Annotated in this window: 20 protein-coding genes and 1 tRNA gene; 10 read left to right on the forward strand and 11 right to left on the reverse strand. The window is 53.3% G+C overall.

Annotated elements, in window-relative coordinates; translation table 11 throughout:
* Nucleotides 1–17: 17 nt before the first annotated feature.
* The 3 genes from VIN76_RS02975 to VIN76_RS02985 all read right to left on the reverse strand — a co-directional run bounded on the left by VIN76_RS02975 (nt 18) and on the right by VIN76_RS02985 (nt 3,311).
* Entirely contained in the window at nt 18–1,145 is a 1,128-nt protein-coding gene (locus VIN76_RS02975) for an MBL fold metallo-hydrolase (protein WP_332040332.1), read from the reverse strand.
* A gap of 221 nt (nt 1,146–1,366) precedes the next feature.
* On the reverse strand, nt 1,367–2,053 hold the full coding sequence (locus VIN76_RS02980) for a DUF1013 domain-containing protein (protein ID WP_332040423.1): 687 nt from the start codon (nt 2,051–2,053) through the stop codon (nt 1,367–1,369).
* A gap of 247 nt (nt 2,054–2,300) precedes the next feature.
* On the reverse strand, nt 2,301–3,311 hold the full coding sequence (locus VIN76_RS02985; RefSeq protein WP_332040333.1) for an NAD(P)H-quinone oxidoreductase: 1,011 nt from the start codon (nt 3,309–3,311) through the stop codon (nt 2,301–2,303).
* Nucleotides 3,312–3,434: 123 nt separating this feature from the next.
* On the opposite strand from VIN76_RS02985, the gene VIN76_RS02990 reads away from it, so the two are divergent.
* The 5 genes from VIN76_RS02990 (at nt 3,435) to VIN76_RS03010 (ending at nt 8,186) form a co-directional block, all read left to right on the forward strand.
* Nucleotides 3,435–3,635, forward strand: coding sequence for a DUF1192 domain-containing protein (locus VIN76_RS02990; protein ID WP_332040424.1), 201 nt, complete (start codon nt 3,435–3,437; stop codon nt 3,633–3,635).
* A gap of 304 nt (nt 3,636–3,939) precedes the next feature.
* Entirely contained in the window at nt 3,940–6,261 is a 2,322-nt protein-coding gene (gene clpA, locus VIN76_RS02995) for an ATP-dependent Clp protease ATP-binding subunit ClpA (protein WP_332040334.1), read from the forward strand.
* Between the two features lie 201 nt (nt 6,262–6,462).
* Nucleotides 6,463–6,831, forward strand: a complete 369-nt coding sequence (locus VIN76_RS03000) for a VOC family protein (RefSeq protein WP_332040335.1) — start codon at nt 6,463–6,465, stop codon at nt 6,829–6,831.
* Nucleotides 6,832–6,837: 6 nt separating this feature from the next.
* Nucleotides 6,838–7,551 (forward strand): YafY family protein, encoded by a 714-nt coding sequence (locus tag VIN76_RS03005; RefSeq protein ID WP_332040336.1) that lies wholly within the window; start codon nt 6,838–6,840, stop codon nt 7,549–7,551.
* A gap of 14 nt (nt 7,552–7,565) precedes the next feature.
* Nucleotides 7,566–8,186, forward strand: a complete 621-nt coding sequence (locus VIN76_RS03010; protein WP_332040337.1) for a glutathione S-transferase family protein — start codon at nt 7,566–7,568, stop codon at nt 8,184–8,186.
* Nucleotides 8,187–8,242: 56 nt separating this feature from the next.
* Here VIN76_RS03010 and VIN76_RS03015 read toward each other — a convergent pair whose 3' ends face one another.
* From VIN76_RS03015 to VIN76_RS03030, 4 genes are all read right to left on the reverse strand, one after another.
* Complete coding sequence (locus VIN76_RS03015) at nt 8,243–9,100, reverse strand: hypothetical protein (protein WP_332040338.1); 858 nt, start codon at nt 9,098–9,100, stop codon at nt 8,243–8,245.
* A gap of 149 nt (nt 9,101–9,249) precedes the next feature.
* On the reverse strand, nt 9,250–9,984 hold the full coding sequence (locus VIN76_RS03020; RefSeq protein ID WP_414696264.1) for a Bax inhibitor-1/YccA family protein: 735 nt from the start codon (nt 9,982–9,984) through the stop codon (nt 9,250–9,252).
* Between the two features lie 199 nt (nt 9,985–10,183).
* Entirely contained in the window at nt 10,184–10,642 is a 459-nt protein-coding gene (locus tag VIN76_RS03025; protein ID WP_332040339.1) for a low molecular weight protein-tyrosine-phosphatase, read from the reverse strand.
* A gap of 54 nt (nt 10,643–10,696) precedes the next feature.
* Complete coding sequence (locus tag VIN76_RS03030; RefSeq protein WP_332040340.1) at nt 10,697–11,287, reverse strand: superoxide dismutase family protein; 591 nt, start codon at nt 11,285–11,287, stop codon at nt 10,697–10,699.
* A 130-nt stretch (nt 11,288–11,417) separates the two neighbouring features.
* Between VIN76_RS03030 and folK the strand changes: the two genes are divergently transcribed.
* Entirely contained in the window at nt 11,418–11,909 is a 492-nt protein-coding gene (gene folK / locus VIN76_RS03035) for a 2-amino-4-hydroxy-6-hydroxymethyldihydropteridine diphosphokinase (protein WP_332040341.1), read from the forward strand.
* 103 nt (nt 11,910–12,012) lie between these two features.
* Nucleotides 12,013–12,088 (forward strand) — tRNA-Lys (locus VIN76_RS03040).
* A 151-nt stretch (nt 12,089–12,239) separates the two neighbouring features.
* On the opposite strand, the gene VIN76_RS03045 is transcribed toward VIN76_RS03040, so the two are convergent.
* Nucleotides 12,240–13,199 carry a hypothetical protein gene (locus VIN76_RS03045; RefSeq protein ID WP_332040342.1) on the reverse strand — a complete coding sequence of 320 codons (960 nt, stop codon included), beginning with the start codon at nt 13,197–13,199 and terminating at the stop codon, nt 12,240–12,242.
* Nucleotides 13,200–13,744: 545 nt separating this feature from the next.
* Between VIN76_RS03045 and VIN76_RS03050 the strand changes: the two genes are divergently transcribed.
* Nucleotides 13,745–14,191 (forward strand): hypothetical protein, encoded by a 447-nt coding sequence (locus VIN76_RS03050; RefSeq protein ID WP_332040343.1) that lies wholly within the window; start codon nt 13,745–13,747, stop codon nt 14,189–14,191.
* On the opposite strand, the gene VIN76_RS16240 is transcribed toward VIN76_RS03050, so the two are convergent.
* The gene (locus tag VIN76_RS16240; RefSeq protein WP_414696266.1) at nt 14,159–14,395 is read right to left on the reverse strand and encodes an integrase arm-type DNA-binding domain-containing protein; all 237 of its coding nucleotides are present in this window, start codon (nt 14,393–14,395) and stop codon (nt 14,159–14,161) included. The genes VIN76_RS03050 and VIN76_RS16240 overlap by 33 nt on opposite strands.
* A 315-nt stretch (nt 14,396–14,710) precedes the next feature.
* Between VIN76_RS16240 and VIN76_RS03055 the strand changes: the two genes are divergently transcribed.
* Entirely contained in the window at nt 14,711–15,640 is a 930-nt protein-coding gene (locus tag VIN76_RS03055) for a hypothetical protein (protein WP_332040344.1), read from the forward strand.
* Here VIN76_RS03055 and VIN76_RS03060 read toward each other — a convergent pair.
* Both VIN76_RS03060 and VIN76_RS03065 read right to left on the reverse strand, forming a co-directional pair.
* Complete coding sequence (locus VIN76_RS03060) at nt 15,576–16,688, reverse strand: DNA methyltransferase (protein ID WP_332040345.1); 1,113 nt, start codon at nt 16,686–16,688, stop codon at nt 15,576–15,578. The genes VIN76_RS03055 and VIN76_RS03060 overlap by 65 nt on opposite strands.
* A 430-nt stretch (nt 16,689–17,118) precedes the next feature.
* On the reverse strand, nt 17,119–17,409 hold the full coding sequence (locus VIN76_RS03065) for a hypothetical protein (protein WP_332040346.1): 291 nt from the start codon (nt 17,407–17,409) through the stop codon (nt 17,119–17,121).
* Nucleotides 17,410–17,543: 134 nt separating this feature from the next.
* Between VIN76_RS03065 and VIN76_RS03070 the strand changes: the two genes are divergently transcribed.
* Nucleotides 17,544–17,822 (forward strand): hypothetical protein, encoded by a 279-nt coding sequence (locus tag VIN76_RS03070; protein WP_332040347.1) that lies wholly within the window; start codon nt 17,544–17,546, stop codon nt 17,820–17,822.
* Nucleotides 17,823–17,912 lie beyond the last annotated feature (90 nt).

Consider the following 17,912-nt stretch of genomic DNA (forward strand, 5'->3'; position numbering starts at 1 on the left):
GGGGGGGGGGGCAGACGCTAAACGCCGCTATACCAGGCTGTGCCGTCCTTCATTTCATGCTTCGCCCGGCCGGTATATTCCAGATGCCGGAGCGTCGCCATGGCTTCACCTGTCGCCATGCCAATCACATCCGGACCAATCGGGCGAGAGAATAAAAGCGGGAAGCTGTCCACCACGCGCATCGGTTCCCTGGCCAGCGCGTCGGCAACGTCGTCCAGCGCTTCATTATGCCGTCGCGCCAATGTGTCCAGCCGCTGATGCGCGCCCTTGAAAGGACGGCCATGCGCGGGGAGCACCAGCAAATCGGGATCGATTTCGGCGCGGAAACGGTCGATACTGGCCAGCCATTCGCCCAGCGGATCGGCGGTAGGTTCACTGAGCATGACCGAGATATTGGAAGTGATACGTGGCAATATCTGGTCGCCGGAAATCATCACGCCGTTCCTGTCATCGATCAAACAGGCATGTTCCGGCGTATGGCCGCGCCCGATCATCACGCGCCAGTCATTATCGCCGATGGTCAGGTGATCGCCCTCGTCCATGCGGATATGCCCGATGGGCAGCCGTGACACGGCGCGGGCAAACCGCCCCCAGCCCCCTTTGGATCTTTCCTCGATCAGCGCCTCGTCCCAGCCCGCAAAGCGCCATTCCTCAATCGCTTCGGCCGGCACATCGGCACTGGTATCCGCTATCAACATGCGCGCCAACAGCCATTCGGTGCGGTTCATGTGGACAGGAGCCTTGAACCGGTTGGCAAGCCAGCCTGCACAGCCGACATGGTCGGGATGGTAATGGGTCACGACAATCTTTGTCGCGGTTTTGCCATTGAGGCCGGTTTCAAACAGTTGTTTCCAGGACTCAATGACGGCTGGCATGAAAAGGCCGGTATCGACAATCGCAAAGCCCGGCTCACCCTTATTGGGGCCATCGGTGTGCACATCGTCCAGCACCCAGTTGTTAATATGACCCAGCGGCCCCGGAACCGGCGTGCGGGTCCAGCCGATACCGGGCATCAATTCAAAATATTCGCCATATTTGGGCTCATAATCGCCCAGCGGATAGGTCAAGCCTTCCGCGATTATGGGTTCAAAGCCATGATCGGCCAGCGTTTCATCATAGGTGGTGGTTTTTATCGGTGCATCCATAAAGCGTTCATAGCCCCAGGCGGAGAAGCGGCGCAACCATATTTAACCGTGTAATTAACGCGCGCGTATATAATGTCGGTGGCCAAAGAAACACCGTTAATGCTGAGCCTGTCGAAGCATGTCTCTAACCCAGGCACGGTGCCCGGCCCATGAACGTCCTTCGACAGGCTCAGGACTGACGGTTTTCTCTCTGTAAAAGAGACCGCCAGCCCGGTAGAAAGTCAGCTATCCTTGAACAGGGTTTCCGCTGTCAGGTCTTGAGACGCGATCTTTTCTTCACCGGATTCGGCAGCCAGTGCCGCTTCGGCATCCCGTTCGGCTTTTGCCCGCTCTTCATGCAATTCGGCAATAAGAGCTTCGCGATCGCCGCCCAGTTTCTTGTCTTCCTGCACTTCCGGTTCAATGCCTGCTTTCTTGGCAGCCTTGGCAACAACGGCGTCCAGCTCGCGCTGGGAACACAGGCCCAGTGTGACAGGATCTTTGGCAACGATATTGGCGATATTCCAATGCTCCCGGTCACGGATCGCGTTGATCGTGGTGCGGGTCGTGCCGATCAGCTTGCCGATCTGGGCATCGGAAATTTCCGGATGGTTACGCAGCAACCATGCGATGCCGTCCGGCTTGTCCTGACGCTTGGAAACCGGCGTATAGCGCGGTCCTTTTGTACGGCGCACCTGATCGGGACCTTTTCGCAGCTTCATGCGATATTCCGGATCGGCTTCTGCCTTGGCAATTTCCTCGTTGGTCAGCTCATGCGCTTGCACGGGATCACGGCCAGTATATTTGGAACCGGCGAGGTCATCCGCCATCGCGTTCACTTCCAGAATATGGATGCCGCAAAAATCGGCAATCTGCTCAAAGCTCAAGCCGGTATTGTCAACCAGCCAACTTGCGGTTGCATGCGGCATCAGCGGGGTCGGTTTGTCTTGGGCCACGGCGGCGTCCTTTTCACTACAGCTTTTCAAAAATACAGTTTTCAAAAAACAAAAAATAAGGGCCGCCCCTTGCGGGAGCGGCCTGTTGAACCATTCATTGTAGGGGATAACGAAAGAGTCGGCAAGATATTTGGTTCGGCTCGGGTTTTTTAGGAAATTAAGCCAGATTCCCGCCTTCGCGGGAATGACTGTGGGGTGGCGAAGGGCGTGGACGAACCCCTCACTCGACTTTCAAAATAATCTTCCCGATATGGTCGCCCGCTTCCATGTGGGCGTGCGCTTTGGCGGCATCTTTCAGGGCGAAGACCTCGTCCATGACCGGTTTTACCTTGCCCGCTTCGACATCGGGCCAGATATAGCGATAGATTTCATCCGCCAGTAACGCCTTGCGCTCGGCCGATTGCGGGCGAAGGGTTGATCCGGTCAGGGTCAGCCGCCGCATCATGATCTGCGCCATGTTCAGGGTCGCTTTGGCCCCGCCCTGCACAGCTATTGTCACGTGCCGTCCATCTTCTTTCAGGCATTTGAGATTGCGCGCCACATAGTCGCCCGCAACCATGTCGAGCACCAGTTCGACCCCCTGCCCGTCGGTGATTTTCTTGATTTCCTCGACAAAATCCTGCGTTTTATAGTTGATCGCGTGATCGGCGCCGATGGATTTGGCGGCGGTGCATTTCTGATCGGTGCCGCAGGTCACGATGACCTTCAAACCGAACAGCTTACCCAGCGTGATCGCCATCGTGCCAATCCCGCTGGTTCCGCCGTGGATCAAAACCGTTTCGTCTTCCCGCGCAAAGCCGCGATTGAACAGGTTGCTCCACACGGTGAACAGCGTTTCGGGCAAGGCCGCAGCTTCCTCCATCGTCAGGCTTTCCGGAACGGGTAGGCATTGCCCGACCGGAGCCACGCAATATTCGGCATAGCCGCCGCCATTTGTCAGCGCACATATTTTGCGCCCCATCCATTCCGGCTCTACGCCAGAGCCCAGGGCGACAACCGTGCCCGATACTTCCAGACCGGGAAGCGGGGATGCGCCGGGCGGCGCGGGGTAAAGCCCCTTGCGCTGGACCACATCGGGGCGGTTCACCCCGGCGGCGGCCACCTTGATAAGCACTTCCCCCGCCTCGGGTTGTGGAACCGGCACCGTTTCGGGTTTCAGGACATCCGGCCCACCCGGCTCGCTGATCGCGATGGCTGTCATTTCCGACTGCAAAATCTGTGAAACTGTCATGGCGTGCCCAACCTCTTAAAAGTGCGTGAATATTGTGCGCTTTTTCCTGTCGGCCTTATTGACAGCAAACGGGCGGCGGTCAACATTACCGGTGAAAATGGCCGAAAAAGACAGGAACATGACATGGATGACGACGATAATTTACCGCGGAGCGCCAATGACCCGCTCAACCTGCTCGTCAAACAGGATCTCGACCCGTTATCCGTTGATGAACTGGACAAGCGGATCGCGGTTCTGAAGAATGAAATAAGCCGCTGTGAGGCAAAGAAAAACTTCGCTGTCTCCCACCGCGCCAGCGCCGACAGCCTGTTCAAAAAAACATAGCCGGAAAGCATGGCCAGAAATCAGGGACGATAAATAGTGTCATGCGCCGCGAAGCTAAGCTTTTGTTAACCCTCTTCCTTAATAGTTAGGCTTCAGTTGCCCCTGACCGGGCTGGAAAGGACGACAGGAGAAAAAATACGCTTATTTTGGGCACAATACTTGCAGTTCATGGTATATGCCCTTGATGTTTTGCGCCTTACGCATAAATTGATAGTGACGCCGAACAGTTAAGGTCGGAGAAATAAGAGGCTCCATAGGCTTTTGGCGAACGGGACTACCCCTGTCCCATCAAGGAGTTAAGTACATGCCTTCATTCGCAGAATCACTGGAAAAGACCCTTCATCAGGCGCTGACAAATGCGGCTGACCGGTCACATGAATATGCGACGCTGGAACATTTGTTGCTGGCGTTGATTGACGACAGTGATGCCGCACAGGTGATGAATGCCTGCGGAGTTGATCTGGGCGAGCTGGAAGATGCGGTTGTGCTGTATCTCGATAGCGAGCTGGATTCTCTGAAAGTGCAGAAATCCATCGACCCATCCCCGACATCCGGCTTTCAACGGGTGGTTCAGCGGGCCATCCTGCACGTCCAGTCTTCGGGCAAGGACGAAGTCACCGGAGCCAATGTGCTGGTCGCCCTGTTCTCTGAACGGGAAAGCTATGCGGTCTATTTCCTCCAGCAACAGGATATGAGCCGCCTTGATGCGGTCAGCTATATCAGCCACGGCGTCGGCAAGGCCGGGCACACGGTTGATCCTGTCGAGCTGTCCGGCAGCGAGGAAGCCGAAGAGAAAAAAGACGCGAAAAGCAAAAAGGAAACCGCGCTTGACCAGTTTACCGTCAATTTGAACGAGAAAGCCAAGGAAGGCCGGATCGATCCCCTGATCGGGCGGCAGGCAGAGGTTGACCGCACGGTGCAGATCCTGTGCCGCCGTTCCAAGAATAACCCGCTTTATGTGGGCGAACCGGGCGTCGGCAAAACCGCGATTGCCGAAGGACTGGCGCTGCGCATTGTCGAAGGCAATGTTCCCGAGGTCCTGAAACCGGCGGTGATCTATTCGCTCGACATGGGCTCGCTGCTCGCCGGAACACGCTATCGCGGCGATTTTGAGGAGCGGCTGAAACAGGTTGTTTCCGAGCTTGAGAAAATGCCGGACGCGATTTTGTTCATCGACGAGATCCACACCGTCATCGGTGCCGGTGCGACCAGCGGCGGCGCGATGGATGCGTCCAACCTGCTGAAACCGGCCTTGTCGGGCGGCGTCATTCGCTGCATCGGATCGACCACCTATAAAGAGTTTCGCAATCATTTCGAAAAAGACCGGGCACTGCTGCGCCGGTTCCAGAAAATCGATGTGAACGAACCCAGTGTCGAGGATACGATAAAGATCCTTGCCGGGCTGCGCGGTGCGTTTGAGGAGCATCACAAGGTGCGTTATGCGCCCGATGCCCTGAAATCCGCAGTCGAGCTTTCCACGCGCTATATCAATGACCGTAAATTGCCGGACAAGGCGATTGACGTGATTGACGAAGTTGGCGCCATGCAAATGCTGTTGCCGCCATCGCGCCGCAAGAAGATGATCACGACCAAGGATATTGAAGCGGTTATCGCGACAATGGCGCGTATCCCGCCCAAATCCGTGTCGAAGGATGACAAGAAAACGCTCGAAAATCTTGATCGGGATCTGAAGCGCGTTGTCTTTGGCCAGAATGCGGCGATCGAAAAACTGTCAAGCGCGATCAAATTGTCGCGGGCTGGCCTTCGTGAGCCGAACAAGCCGATCGGCAACTACCTGTTTTCCGGCCCCACCGGCGTCGGCAAGACCGAGGTTGCTCGCCAGCTATCTTCGATCATGGGCATCCCGCTCCAGCGGTTTGACATGTCCGAATATATGGAGCGCCACAGCGTATCACGCCTGATCGGTGCGCCTCCGGGCTATGTCGGCTATGACCAGGGCGGTCTGCTCACCGATGCGGTGGATCAGAACCCGCATTGCGTGCTGCTGCTCGACGAGATCGAGAAGGCCCATCCGGACCTTTTCAACATCCTGTTGCAGGTAATGGACAACGGCAAGTTGACGGATCATCATGGCAAGACGGTCGATTTCCGCAATGTCATATTGATCATGACCACCAACGCCGGTGCGTCCGACATGGCGAAGGAAGGCATTGGCTTTGGCAATGTGTCCAAGGAAGATGCCAGCGACGAAGCGGTGAAGAAAATGTTCTCGCCGGAATTCCGCAACCGTCTGGACGCGATTGTGCCCTTTGCTTACCTGCCGCCCGAAGTTGTGGCGCGGGTTGTCGAGAAGTTCATCCTTGAGCTTGAACTGCAACTGGCGGAACAGAATGTTCACATCACGCTGGACGATGACGCAAGCAAATGGCTGACCGACCGCGGCTATGACAAGCTCTATGGCGCGCGCCCGATGGGCCGTTTGATCCAGGAGAAGATCAAGCAGCCGCTTGCCGAGGAACTGTTGTTCGGCAAGCTGGTCAATGGCGGTGAGGTCAAGGTGCATCTGAAAGACAACGAACTGACGTTCGAGGTCACTCCGGCAGCGCCAGCAGGCAAGTCGAAAAAATCGGACCCGAAGAAAAAGGCCCCGACGAAAACCAAATAGTCTGGCGGGGTGAAAGCTTCGCTTTGAAAACAAAACGGCGTGACTAATCCTCACGCCGTTTTTTTGTTTCTCGCTTCGAGATACCTTGGCTCGGCGGTTGGTAGGAACGCGAGCGCAAATTTCTAAAACACTACTGACAATATGCTGTCAGTAGGCTTATGACATAACGTGCATGTACCCAAAGCAGAAAGGCACAAGTACATGATCGAAGCAAAGCGGAGACGGCTTTACTGGACCGAGATTCCGGTTACCGATTTGAACCGGGCAAACGCATTTTATGAAATGCTGCTCGAAGCGCCGTTAACTGAAGATGATGGCGGATCACAGAGAATCCTGCTTTTGCCTGATCTTGGCAGCGAAGCTTTTATTGGCCACCTGTACGAGGGAAAACCGGTATCAGAGGGTGACGGGATAACCGTGCATCTTGCAGTGGACGGCAATTTGGAAAATGTAATGGAACGCATTAAAAAAGCGGGCGGTGAGGTTATTTCCCCGGTGATCACGATCCCGTCTGGCTCTTTCTTTTATGCGAAAGATCCGGATGGCAATTCCCTTGGTATCTTCAAATAGTCAATCATGCGTAGAGCCGACCGCCTGTTCCAGATCGTTCAATATCTGCGCGGTGGCAGGCTTGTAACTGCGACTATGCTCGCCGAGCGTCTGGAGGTTTCCGAGCGCACCATCTATCGTGATATGGCGGACCTGCAATCTACCGGCGTGCCAATCGACGGTGAAGCGGGAATCGGTTATATTATGCGTAGCGGCTTTGATCTGCCCCCGCTGATGTTCACGCGCGAGGAGATTGTGGCTCTGGTGACCGGCGCACGGATGGTCAAGGCCTGGGGCGGCACCGCCATGATTGCGGCGGCTGAGGAAGCCTTGGTCAAGATCGAGACGGTATTGCCGGACGAGGAACGCTGGCGTGTTGGTAACACGAAAATTTTTGCGCCCCGTACAGGATTGGCTGGGCAAGCGAGAGAGTTGATTGACGCTTGCGAAACCGCGGTTGAAAATCGTGAGATATTATCCCTCGAATATAATGACGGGGATGGTGCCATTACGAAGCGCGATGTTCATCCGCTGGGCCTCTGGTTCTGGGGAAAGGTCTGGACGCTGGTCGGCTGGTGCGAACTGCGTGGTGATTTTCGCATGTTCCGGCTGGATCGCATTTCCACTATGGTTCCGACCGGGCAGACTTACCGGCCGGACTCCGAACGCTCTCTCGATATGTTCATGGAGCAGTCCAGAGCGAAATATGAGCAAAGATTGTCAGAAATCGAACCAAAATGAAGGAGAAAAACATTATGTCCCTGACATTCTACACAAACCCCATGTCACGCGGCCAGATTGCCCGCTGGGCACTGCATGAAGCGGGCGCACAGTACGATCAGGTTCTGCTTGATTATGACACGACGATGAAGGGGGAGGATTATCTGGCGATAAACCCGATGGGGAAAGTCCCTGCCATTGTGCATGACGGGCGCATCGTAACCGAATGTGCCGCGATCTGTGCCTATCTGGCCGATACATTTCCTGATTCCGGCCTTGCCCCGACCGAAGATGAACGCGCTGACTATTATCGCTGGATGTTCTTTGCCGCAGGTCCGGTTGAAGCTGCGGTGATGCACAAAACACTGGAACTGGAAGTCGATCCGGAAAAAGAAAGGATGCTCGGTTATGGCAATTTCGATCGGGTTATAGATGTGCTCGACCAGAAACTGTCGGATAGCGATTATATCTGCGGAGACCGTTTTACCATGGCAGATGTATATGTCGGCTCACATGTGGATTGGGGCCAGCAATTCGGCTCCATGCCCGAACGTGATAGCTTTCAAGCCTATGCACAGCGCCTGAGAGACAGGGAAACCTATAAAGCATCAAAAGCCGTGGATGCCGCTTTGATGCCCGAACAAGCGGCAAGCTAGATCTGCCCTACTCCCTCTCCCTTTCAAGGGAGGGGGATATTATCTGAGCTATAGCTTTACTCGCCCGTAGGAGGCTCAATAACTTCAGTGGGCGTGCCTTGCGTCGCCGGAGGCACAGGCGCGGGGTTTGTAGCCGTCGGCGCGGCATTACTGGCGGGAAGTTGCTTGTCCACAAGCGGCGCGTTTGCAGGAGGCGCGTCGGGATCAACCAGTCCGCCTGTCAGGCCGGTCGTGTTGATAGTCTCGTCAACCGCATCGCGTGCCTGTTCCGGCGCATATTGCACGCGCCAGGCATCAAGCGCCTTTTCATATTCCTCATAGGCCAGATAGAAATCCACAAACGGTTTCTCCAGCTCCATCAGTGCCTCCGCACCGAACGCTTCCATTTCCTCCGTGGGCGTTACAATCGCACGCTGGCTGATCTGGACCGCCTGATCACAGAATGGACGGCGCAGGGGCGAGAATGACCAGAAATTATACAGGTTTGTCTGGTGACGGTCATGGACTTGCCGATAGCCGTTACCCTCTTCGCGGCGGTATTTGCTGATGATGGCATTATTCGCGTTACGCAGATATTTTTCATTCTTGGCAAGGAACGTATTATAATCGCTGACAAGGCGCGCATATTGCGGGGCAGTGCAGCTAAGCGCAGCGACATTCAGCGCGGCACGGACATGCCATACCGTTTCCAATGGCCCCAGATCACGGTTAATCGTCTGGCGCAAACCATCCACACCCAGCGGCGGTATGATCGTAAGGCTGCTTGCGCCAAAGGGCGGCGTTGGTGCTCGCGGGGTATATTGCGGGACAACCACCGGCGGCGGCGGAGGGGGAGGAGGGGTTTGACAAGCGGCAAGCGCTGCAACGGCCACAGTGACTACCAATACACGTAGATTCATTATACCGCGGAACACTTCATTCTCCCTAAGATACTGGAGATTACTTATGCGCCGACCGTTCTCTTGTCCAGCGATAGAAATCCAAAAGGCGACAGAATGCCTAAAGAAAAAGCCCAGCAATTTCTTGCCGGGCTTTTTCGTAAAATAGTTTGTCTGAATAGACCTTATTCCTGGTTGCCCATGAAGGCGAGCAGGAACTGGAACATGTTGATAAAGTCCAGATACAGGTTCAGCGCGCTCATGATGACCACTTTGCCGACCATATCGGTTCCGGCAACATAGGCATACATGCTCTTGATCCGCTGCGTATCATAGGCCGTCAGACCAGCGAAGATCAGAACACCGATCGCGCTAATCACGAAATGCATCATCGTCGATTGCAGGAAGATGTTGATCACCATCGCAACCAGCAGACCGATGACACCCATGATCAGGAAGCTACCCCATGCCGACAGGTCTTTCTTGGTCGTGTAACCATAAAGGCTAAGTCCCAGGAAAGCCGCCGCCGTGGCGAAGAAGGTCTGGGCAATCGAAACGCCGGTATAGACCAGGAAAATCGTCGACATGGAAAGGCCCATCAGGGTCGCAAAGGCCCAGAACATCGCCTGTATCGTGAATGTCGAAAATTTATTCTGTCCAAAGCTCATCGCAAAAACAATGGCCAGCGGGGAAAGAATGATTACCCATTTCAGCGGTCCACCGCCCAGCATGATGTCTGCCGCCATGCCGGAACTGGCAAAGAGCATCGCAACAATACCGGTAAGCAGTACGCCGCTTGCCATGTAGTTATAAACTTTCAGCATGTAGGACCGCAATCCGGCGTCATACGCGACATCGGTTTGCGCCGTCGTGCCAACTTGTGTCCGCGACATTGCCGCTCGTGGGTCAGGCCAAGCCATGATTATTTAAACTCCTCAATGTTTAAGCTGCAAAGCATCTGCCTTGCAAAGCTGTCTTCATCAATATCGGTTGAAAGCGTGAAGAATTCAAGAAAAACCGCGTATTGAATCGATAAATTATATGCCCACGCCAATAGATAGTATCTATCAATCGGCTGTGAATCGCTAAAAAGTCACGCGCCCGTTCCCGGCAAGCGGTTCAGGACAGTTTAGCGACAATCGCTTTCGCCCCGGCCACCACGTCCACCCATGTCGTATCAAATGCTGAATCGGTGTCATAATAGGGGTCGGCGACATCCTGCCCGGCCCGGCCCTCGACCAGATCGAACAATAGCGACAATGTTGCCAATCCATCAGGGGGCTGTATCGCCGCCAAATTCTCCAGATTGGCATTATCGAGCGCGATGATATGGTCAAACGCATGGAAATCCGCCGCGCTGACCGGGCGAGCGCGCAAATGGTCAATCGGCGCGCCATTGCGAAGCGCCACAGCCTGCGCACGCTCATCCGGAGGCTTGCCGGTGTGCCAGTCATGCGTTCCCGCAGAATCGATAACCATTGTCAGACCGGCGCTCTCGCACTCCTGACGCAAAGCGGCTTCGGCCATGGGCGATCGGCAGATATTACCCATGCACACAAACAGAACAGAAACAGCCATGCGGCCTCCGGAAAATTACGAACTCAACGCAGTTGCCTGACTAAGTAAGGCTGCTCAATCCACAGGTTTAAACTGCTGCATTTCAAAAACGCCGCAGGCAATCCGACCACCGCTTTCACCGGAGGGATCGGTTTTCTGGTCATCCGGTCCCGCGTGGATCACAAAGGCAGCGCCATCAGCATCCATCAAGGCGTTCGCGCCCTCTTTCAAGCTGGCCCCCTCAATCCGTGCCTCAACCGATCCCTTTCCATCTTCGCCGATCTCAAGGTTGAAGAAGTCACCCATATGGGCGCCATTCGGATTTTCCAGTCCATGCTCGTTCTCGGTCGGGTTCCAATGCCCGCCGGCGGATGTGAAATCCGGGCCTTCGCACTGTCCCACTTCATGGATATGCACGCCGCGCGGTCCCGGCTCCAGGTTTTCTGCGTCTATTTTCACTAACAGGCCGCCGTCGCCCTCGCCAATTATCACTTCGCCATAGCGGGTGCCATCCGCACCGGTCAGCGTCGCGCGGGCAATATCCTCTACCGGCTCAACCGCAGTTTCGGTTTCGGCAGTTTCGTTGCTGCCACAGGAAGCCAGAGAAAGGGCCAATCCAGCCAACAATATGCTTGCCCCGCTTTTACCAATATTATGACGGCCCATAAACTATCTCCTCAATTATCCTTGGTTTGCCTTACGTGTGTTCCATGGTAGCAGCGCTTTTCGGGTGTTGGAACCGTAAGTTTCCAATGTTTTGCAACAAATATATGAAAAAGACAGAGAAAAGCCCCTCGTGCCGGAAACCCGCTTCCTGATCGCCCTAGGCTCCAACCAGCGCCACGTCCGTCATGGTTCGCCGCGCAAGGTCATTTCCGCCGCGCTGACCACGCTGGACCAAAAGGGGCTGAATATCATCAAATTCTCCGCAACCCTGTTGTCACGGCCGGTCGGACCTTCAAACCGCACCTATGCCAATGCCGCCGCCATCATTGAAACAGGCCTTGCCCCCGGCGATCTGTTGACGCTTTTAAAGTCCATCGAATCGGATTTTGGCGACAGGCGCGGACAGCCATGGTCGCGAAGAGTGCTCGATCTCGACATTATTTTATGGAGCGAAGGCCCCTATGCCGGAGATAATCCGCCGCTCACAATCCCGCACGCCATGATGCGCGAACGCGCCTTTGTCCTGCGCCCCGCCGCGGAAATAGCGCCCAAGTGGCGCGATCCGGTAAGCGGATTGACCATCACACAAATGGCCGCAATATTGGCATCACACAAAGGATGACCAGAAATTCCTGTTAAAACATCGGAAAGCCGCTTGACCCCAAAGCCAAGCCCCACTAGGGAGGCGCTTCTCACGGGCATTATGCAATGCATTCGATGTCAGAGGGCCCTTAGCTCAGTCGGTAGAGCAACTGACTTTTAATCAGTAGGTCGCTGGTTCGAATCCAGCAGGGCTCACCATTGTTTTCAATAACTTATGGATGATTGAGGCCGTGCGGGGCGCTGGAACGCTCCGTTAGGGTACCAATGGGGGAACAGATTTGCATTGGAGGGCCATGCAACATGTTGGCCGGGGCAGGACCAATGGCTCGTCGCTGTGATTCCCGAAGATTCATTCCTGAACTGCAGTTACGATGTTTTGATCATTGATGTAGACATAAACATTGTCATCGTAAACCAACTGAGATGAGTATGCGTTTTTCGTATTAGTTTCGTTAAAATCTCTTGGATTACCCTTCGATAGAAGTACCTGCTCAAGCGTCATTCCTACTACAACGCGCTCCAGCTCGATATTCCTCCACACAGCCTCTGACCAATTATGCTGCAAGCGCGGATTATCTAGAAGAAATATCTCGTCGAATCCACACATCGTTGCCCGTGTCTTCCGGTAATTTGTGATCATATCAGCAGATACGTTACTAACGCTAACTGACGATGGAACGAGAACCGTTTCATGGTCGTTAGTTTCTATAACGAAGTCAACGGGATCATACTGAAATGTCCCAGGAACCACATCTACGACCTTTACAGCAGAGAATTTTCTAATCTTTGTACCATCATAGGTTTCAGTATCTTGACTCTCACGGACTGAGCGAGTTTTTATCCAAAGTGTCTTTCCAACGTAGCGGGATTTTGCAAAATCGATATCGTTTAGCAAGACAACATCACTTATCGTGTCGTGAAGAGCTCGCGTCGTTACAAGCCTGCCATTGTCGTCCATCTTAACAATGACGTCCTTGAACATTGCGTCAGCACCGTTGGACATATCAATGGCAATGATGGTCCCTATCTTCCCCGCTAGGGCTTGGTAATTTGGAGAATTAAAGCGATCTTCTTGATAGTGCCAAGACGAATAACCAAAGCGCTGAAACTGCAAAGTTTTGGCAAGAAAGGCTACCTTCATTCCTACGAAGTTGCTAAACTGCATTGTTGCATTACAGTTAGGGCTTTTCTGAGGGTCGGCCTCGGCCTGCGCGGCAGTTGAAGGCTTATACAACAACGACTGAGAATGTGCGGCGCCACTTCCAAAGAGGATGCTGGCAGCGCCGACAATTGGCAAAACGTGTTTCATGAAATTCCCCCCGGAAGCGACATGCGGTACGCCCCCGCTGTCGACTTCACACCTGATCCTTGGTGATCGGGGAGTTAGTAAACCGACATAACTCGGCCCTGTGGCCTTTAGTTCGGGTGAACCTGTTGCATACGCCACAGGCTCCCCGACCATAAGGACAAGGAGTGTGACGCTGTTGCGGTCAGCATCAACCGGTTATGTCGGGGTTACTAATCCCCAATGCCGTGCGTAGCGGCATCAAGAAGCTGTATGGGATAGGTACCGCTTTAAGGCAATAAAAAGCTGTATAGCCGGGGTTTAACCTGATCTTCGCCAGACTATTTCGTATAATCACCCAGTATCAGCATCACAGAGAGGCCATCATGGGCGGTAGCAATTCTGGACGGCGGCGCAGCGTCCATCGCGGGGCAGTCGAACAATTTCCATGTATCGACTTGCGCATATTGCGGCGCGCTGGGCTAGTTAGGCACGGTGAATACACGTATGACACGTTGTGCTGGCGAAATCAGGGCCTAGAGGCGCTTAAGGTAAGAATTTTCATCAATTTGAGCGACGTTGACGATGCATCAGTGCGCATTGCCGGTGATGTCAACGACCAGCGCGTATCGATTGAGTGCGTCCACTGCCACTACGGTGGCTATCGCTACTACTTTCTCTGCCCACTGATTGGTACTCGATGCGAGCAGCTTTTTCTCGTCGATGGCATTTTCGCGTCGCGCAAAGCTCATAAGCTAACCTATGCCAGCCAGAGCGAGGATGAATTGTCCCGCGCACAGCGCAAAGTCCGCAAGCTGCATAGACAGGTCGAAGGTGATAGCCGCTATGTCCGCCCTCGTGGCCGCAAAAGATACGCCAGGGTCCAAATGCACAAACGGGCGACACGCGTCGTCCAAGAACTCTATCGTGCACGGCTATACGGCATGGTCGGCGACACGGAATGTGATCCCAATCAAAGTAGACTATTCCGCGATCCAGTCTCGCAGGACGGTTAGATGAATGGCGAGTTGGCGTCCTTCTTTCGGTCCGCCCTTATGGACGATTCCTATTCTCGTTTGCTGCGGGTCGATGCCATCCGTGACATCACGGAGGATGGCGATCGCTTCGGTTCTTGCTTTGTAAAGGGAGGTTATGGGATAGATACCGATCGCCGCTGATTGATGCCGTAGCGATAGGAGACGAAAAGGTCTTACGACCATTGGGTGAAATCCGAACCCCAAAAACGGGACAATAGATATCCATAGCAGCACCTCCTTGACGCCACCCCTGAATCACAAATTATATGTTTTGGGAATCCCTTTAATAGGTCCTGACCCTAGATAACTTGGAACCGCTGCCTAAGAAAACATAAAGGAGCAACAGCTTAGTACCACCGTTGCTTATGTATCGGAAACACCCAACAGGGCGGTGAGTGTCATGACTAGTTTTTAGCACGATTTTCTTTTATTACCGCAGATTGGGGGTTCCGGTCAGCCGGACTCGATGCCATTGACTCTCCAACAGGGAGTGAAAAAATGGCAGAGATAGCAACTACGGCTGAAGTAATTGAAGTAGCCACAGAACATCTTAATGACTTGTCGGGACACATCTTCGACCTCCTCACCGTGTCGAAACCGATCACTTCCGACGCTGCGGTTAATCTGTCTAAGGTCGTTTCAAAACTGTCGCCTATATTGGGAAATTTGATTGAGTTTAACGCGGTAGAATTTTTGAATGACAAGGAGGAGTTTCACGGCGTAGGTGAGTGGGAGCGGCAAGATCCAGGATTCCCTGACACCGTTTTTCGAGGCATTGAACCAACACCCGGTTTTGAGATCAAGGCATGGTTTCCTTTGGCAACTGAAATTACGGCAAGGTTCAAGGATTCGCAAAACCATTTTGCAGACGATAATACCTATGTCTGCCTTCTCGCTTGGTTACCTGAGTTCTTGATTTACGGAAAACCATATATCCTGGACGTTGTGGTTATGTCGGGTGCTTCTGTTGCTAAGTCACGAGACGATCACTACCATAACCCACCGGACTATATAGTTCTTGAACCCGAGGACACAACCGCTCGAACCGCCAATCTTCAACAGACCAATACAAGTGGGCATAAATTGCAAGAAACTGATCCTGCGCGTATCGCAGCAGCAGAAGCGTTGGTCAGAAGTTGGGGACCGCAAGGGAGAGCCTATCAACCGACTCCTGACTATCAGCTCAAACTAAGAGTCTTACAGGGTCAGTTTAATTATAGGCTCGACACCAACTATGCGAAGATGGACCGGATTGTTCACCAAGGATTGGAAGCGTTTAAGACTAAAGTGATGGCAACTCAAGTGCACGGACTGAAGGTACGCCAATGGGAAAGACTTTTTCGGTCGCCGGATACAGATCTTATTAAACAGACTCTCCGCGATCATTTGAACATAACAGAAGGTGATCCTGACGACATAATCGAGTAAGCCTCTCAACACCGTAGTGGTAATAGGTTGGATCAATCTCGGCACCATACGATTTAAGTCCCAAGTTTCGGGCCGCGACTGACGCGGAGAACAAGCCGCCAAACGGTTCCCAGACAACACCGTCCGAAGTTGTTGAAGCTTGAATAATAGTCTCCATCAGATCGAGAGGTTTCTGATTAAGGTGAACAGCCTTGCTTGTACTACCGACCGTTTTGATCCTTTCTGCACCTCGGAGTGGCGGGCGTTGCCATACGTTGGTGACGCCGTGCGGACAGTTGAACGTTGAACGTGTTTGGGCCCAGTCGTCGCCTGTCATTGGTCGCTTTCCGTCCCGTGAAAAATAAGGCCGTCCTTCTGGGCTACCAAATTCGTTTGCATAACTGACCATCTTTTCGAACATTTCTATCGGCATCCAATACCAGAGATGGCCTTGATCGAGATACTTACGCACCGCAGCATCTGCTACACCACATGCTTTGTTAGCCTCACGTACTGGCATTCCTGTCCGCTTCCACTCTTTTAGAAGCCAGTGCTTCAAAATCTGTCCATCAATTCGAGGTTCAAAAACGTACTGAACACACAATTCCGAAACAACAGGGAAGCGTCTAATCCTCTTGGTGTTTACGTTTCCGGCAATATGTCTAAGACCTTTATCCCAGACGTTAGCATTGATGTATCGCCAGCCATATTTTTCGAGAACCGGATGCACTGTCGCCCAACCAATTTCTGAGTTCCAAAACCAAAGAGTTGTTTTCGGTGTTGCACGTTTGGACCAAGCTTCGATGTGGGGTTCGTACCATTCAGGCATACCAATGTGATCCGATGTATCGCCTTCAAATCCCAAAACGCCATATGCCCCATCAGAAACGATGCAGGTTGGAGTTTCCCAATCGTCGTAACAATCCAGACTATCGGAAAGTGAAACGTTTGTTGGTCCGTCGGCAAACGATCCTTCGGTTGGGACATACAATAGGGTTACGGGCTTCTTACGTCCGACCGTTGACGTCGACTCTCGTTTCCTTGGCTTGACATCAACTAGTTCGCTCATGCGTATACTCCGGTTCAATTTGAAAATTAGCGAAGGGTTCACTGATTGTTCCCGTACGTAACGAAAGGCTGATTCCTATGTCAACAAGCATCCGCATTTTATAGACTATCGTCGATGCGATTAGTGGTTACCAAGGTAAGGTTGCCTTTCTTAAATATTCCAAACGCCGCTAGCTTCCCAGTATCGGATTGCGGCCACAATATCGACCATGTCTTTCTTATCAACCATTCCACTCTGGATGTCCGGAATAATTACTGTATCGACAATGGCAAATTCAGAGACCAAGCACTGATTGCATTTCTAGCAAATACTCGTTCTGGTACCCGTCAGATTCCCGAACTGGGTCGAGGGTAGCAAATAAAGGCGGAATAGTCAGCTTGAACGGCCATCGATAGCCTCATTTAATATCAGTGGGTCGCTAGGCTGCTTTTCAAGCCAGAAGCTGCCCTTCGAGTTCAGCGTACTCCTCGATCGATAGAAGGGCGCGATGGACGTCTTGGTGTGACAATTCGAAAACCGAAACCAAATGCCATGCCGCCTCGAATAGCAGACCCATCCGTTGGTCGGGGTGGTTGCGCCATCGGGACTCCGCGGCTCCTAATGTGATCCCGTACTGACTATCTCGGCGGTCGCCCCGTGCCAAAACTACGACTTCTTCAATCTTGCCGTCAGACTTCTTGTTTGCCGCGATCACGGCGTTTGCGATTGGAATTCTATTCATCTTTGCCTCCATTTCTCACCAAATATGACATGAAATTCTGAAGAGAAATCGCGGAAGAGCTGGGATTTTTCCTGACATGCCTCTCGGAAGAACCTTAATGGAAATGTCGGTCCCAACCGAAGGAGATGACCGACATGACTACTGCCAAAACCACGAAACCCGCTGCGACTCCAACCAACGCAAACAAAGCCGACAGCGGCGAGCCTGAATTGGTCACGCTCGACCAGCTTGCCCGCGAAATGAAGATGGCACCCCGTGACGCCCGAATGCTGCTTCGCCTTGCCGCAAAGCAGACGAGGCAATATCCTAACCTTGGCAACGACCATGTCGCCCGCCAGCGGTGGCAATGGGAACCGGGTTCGAAGGCGCTGGAAGAGGCAAAGAAGGCGCTGATCGCACCAGTGGAAAGCTGACGGAGATCGAGAAAGAGCGCCAGCAATTGATATATACATCGTTGGCGCTCTTTTGCCCTTCTGAAGTAAATTGCCCCCAAAGAACGCCAG

The sequence above is a fragment of the Parasphingorhabdus sp. genome (assembly GCF_036568145.1).
Taxonomy (GTDB): Bacteria; Pseudomonadota; Alphaproteobacteria; order Sphingomonadales; family Sphingomonadaceae; genus Parasphingorhabdus.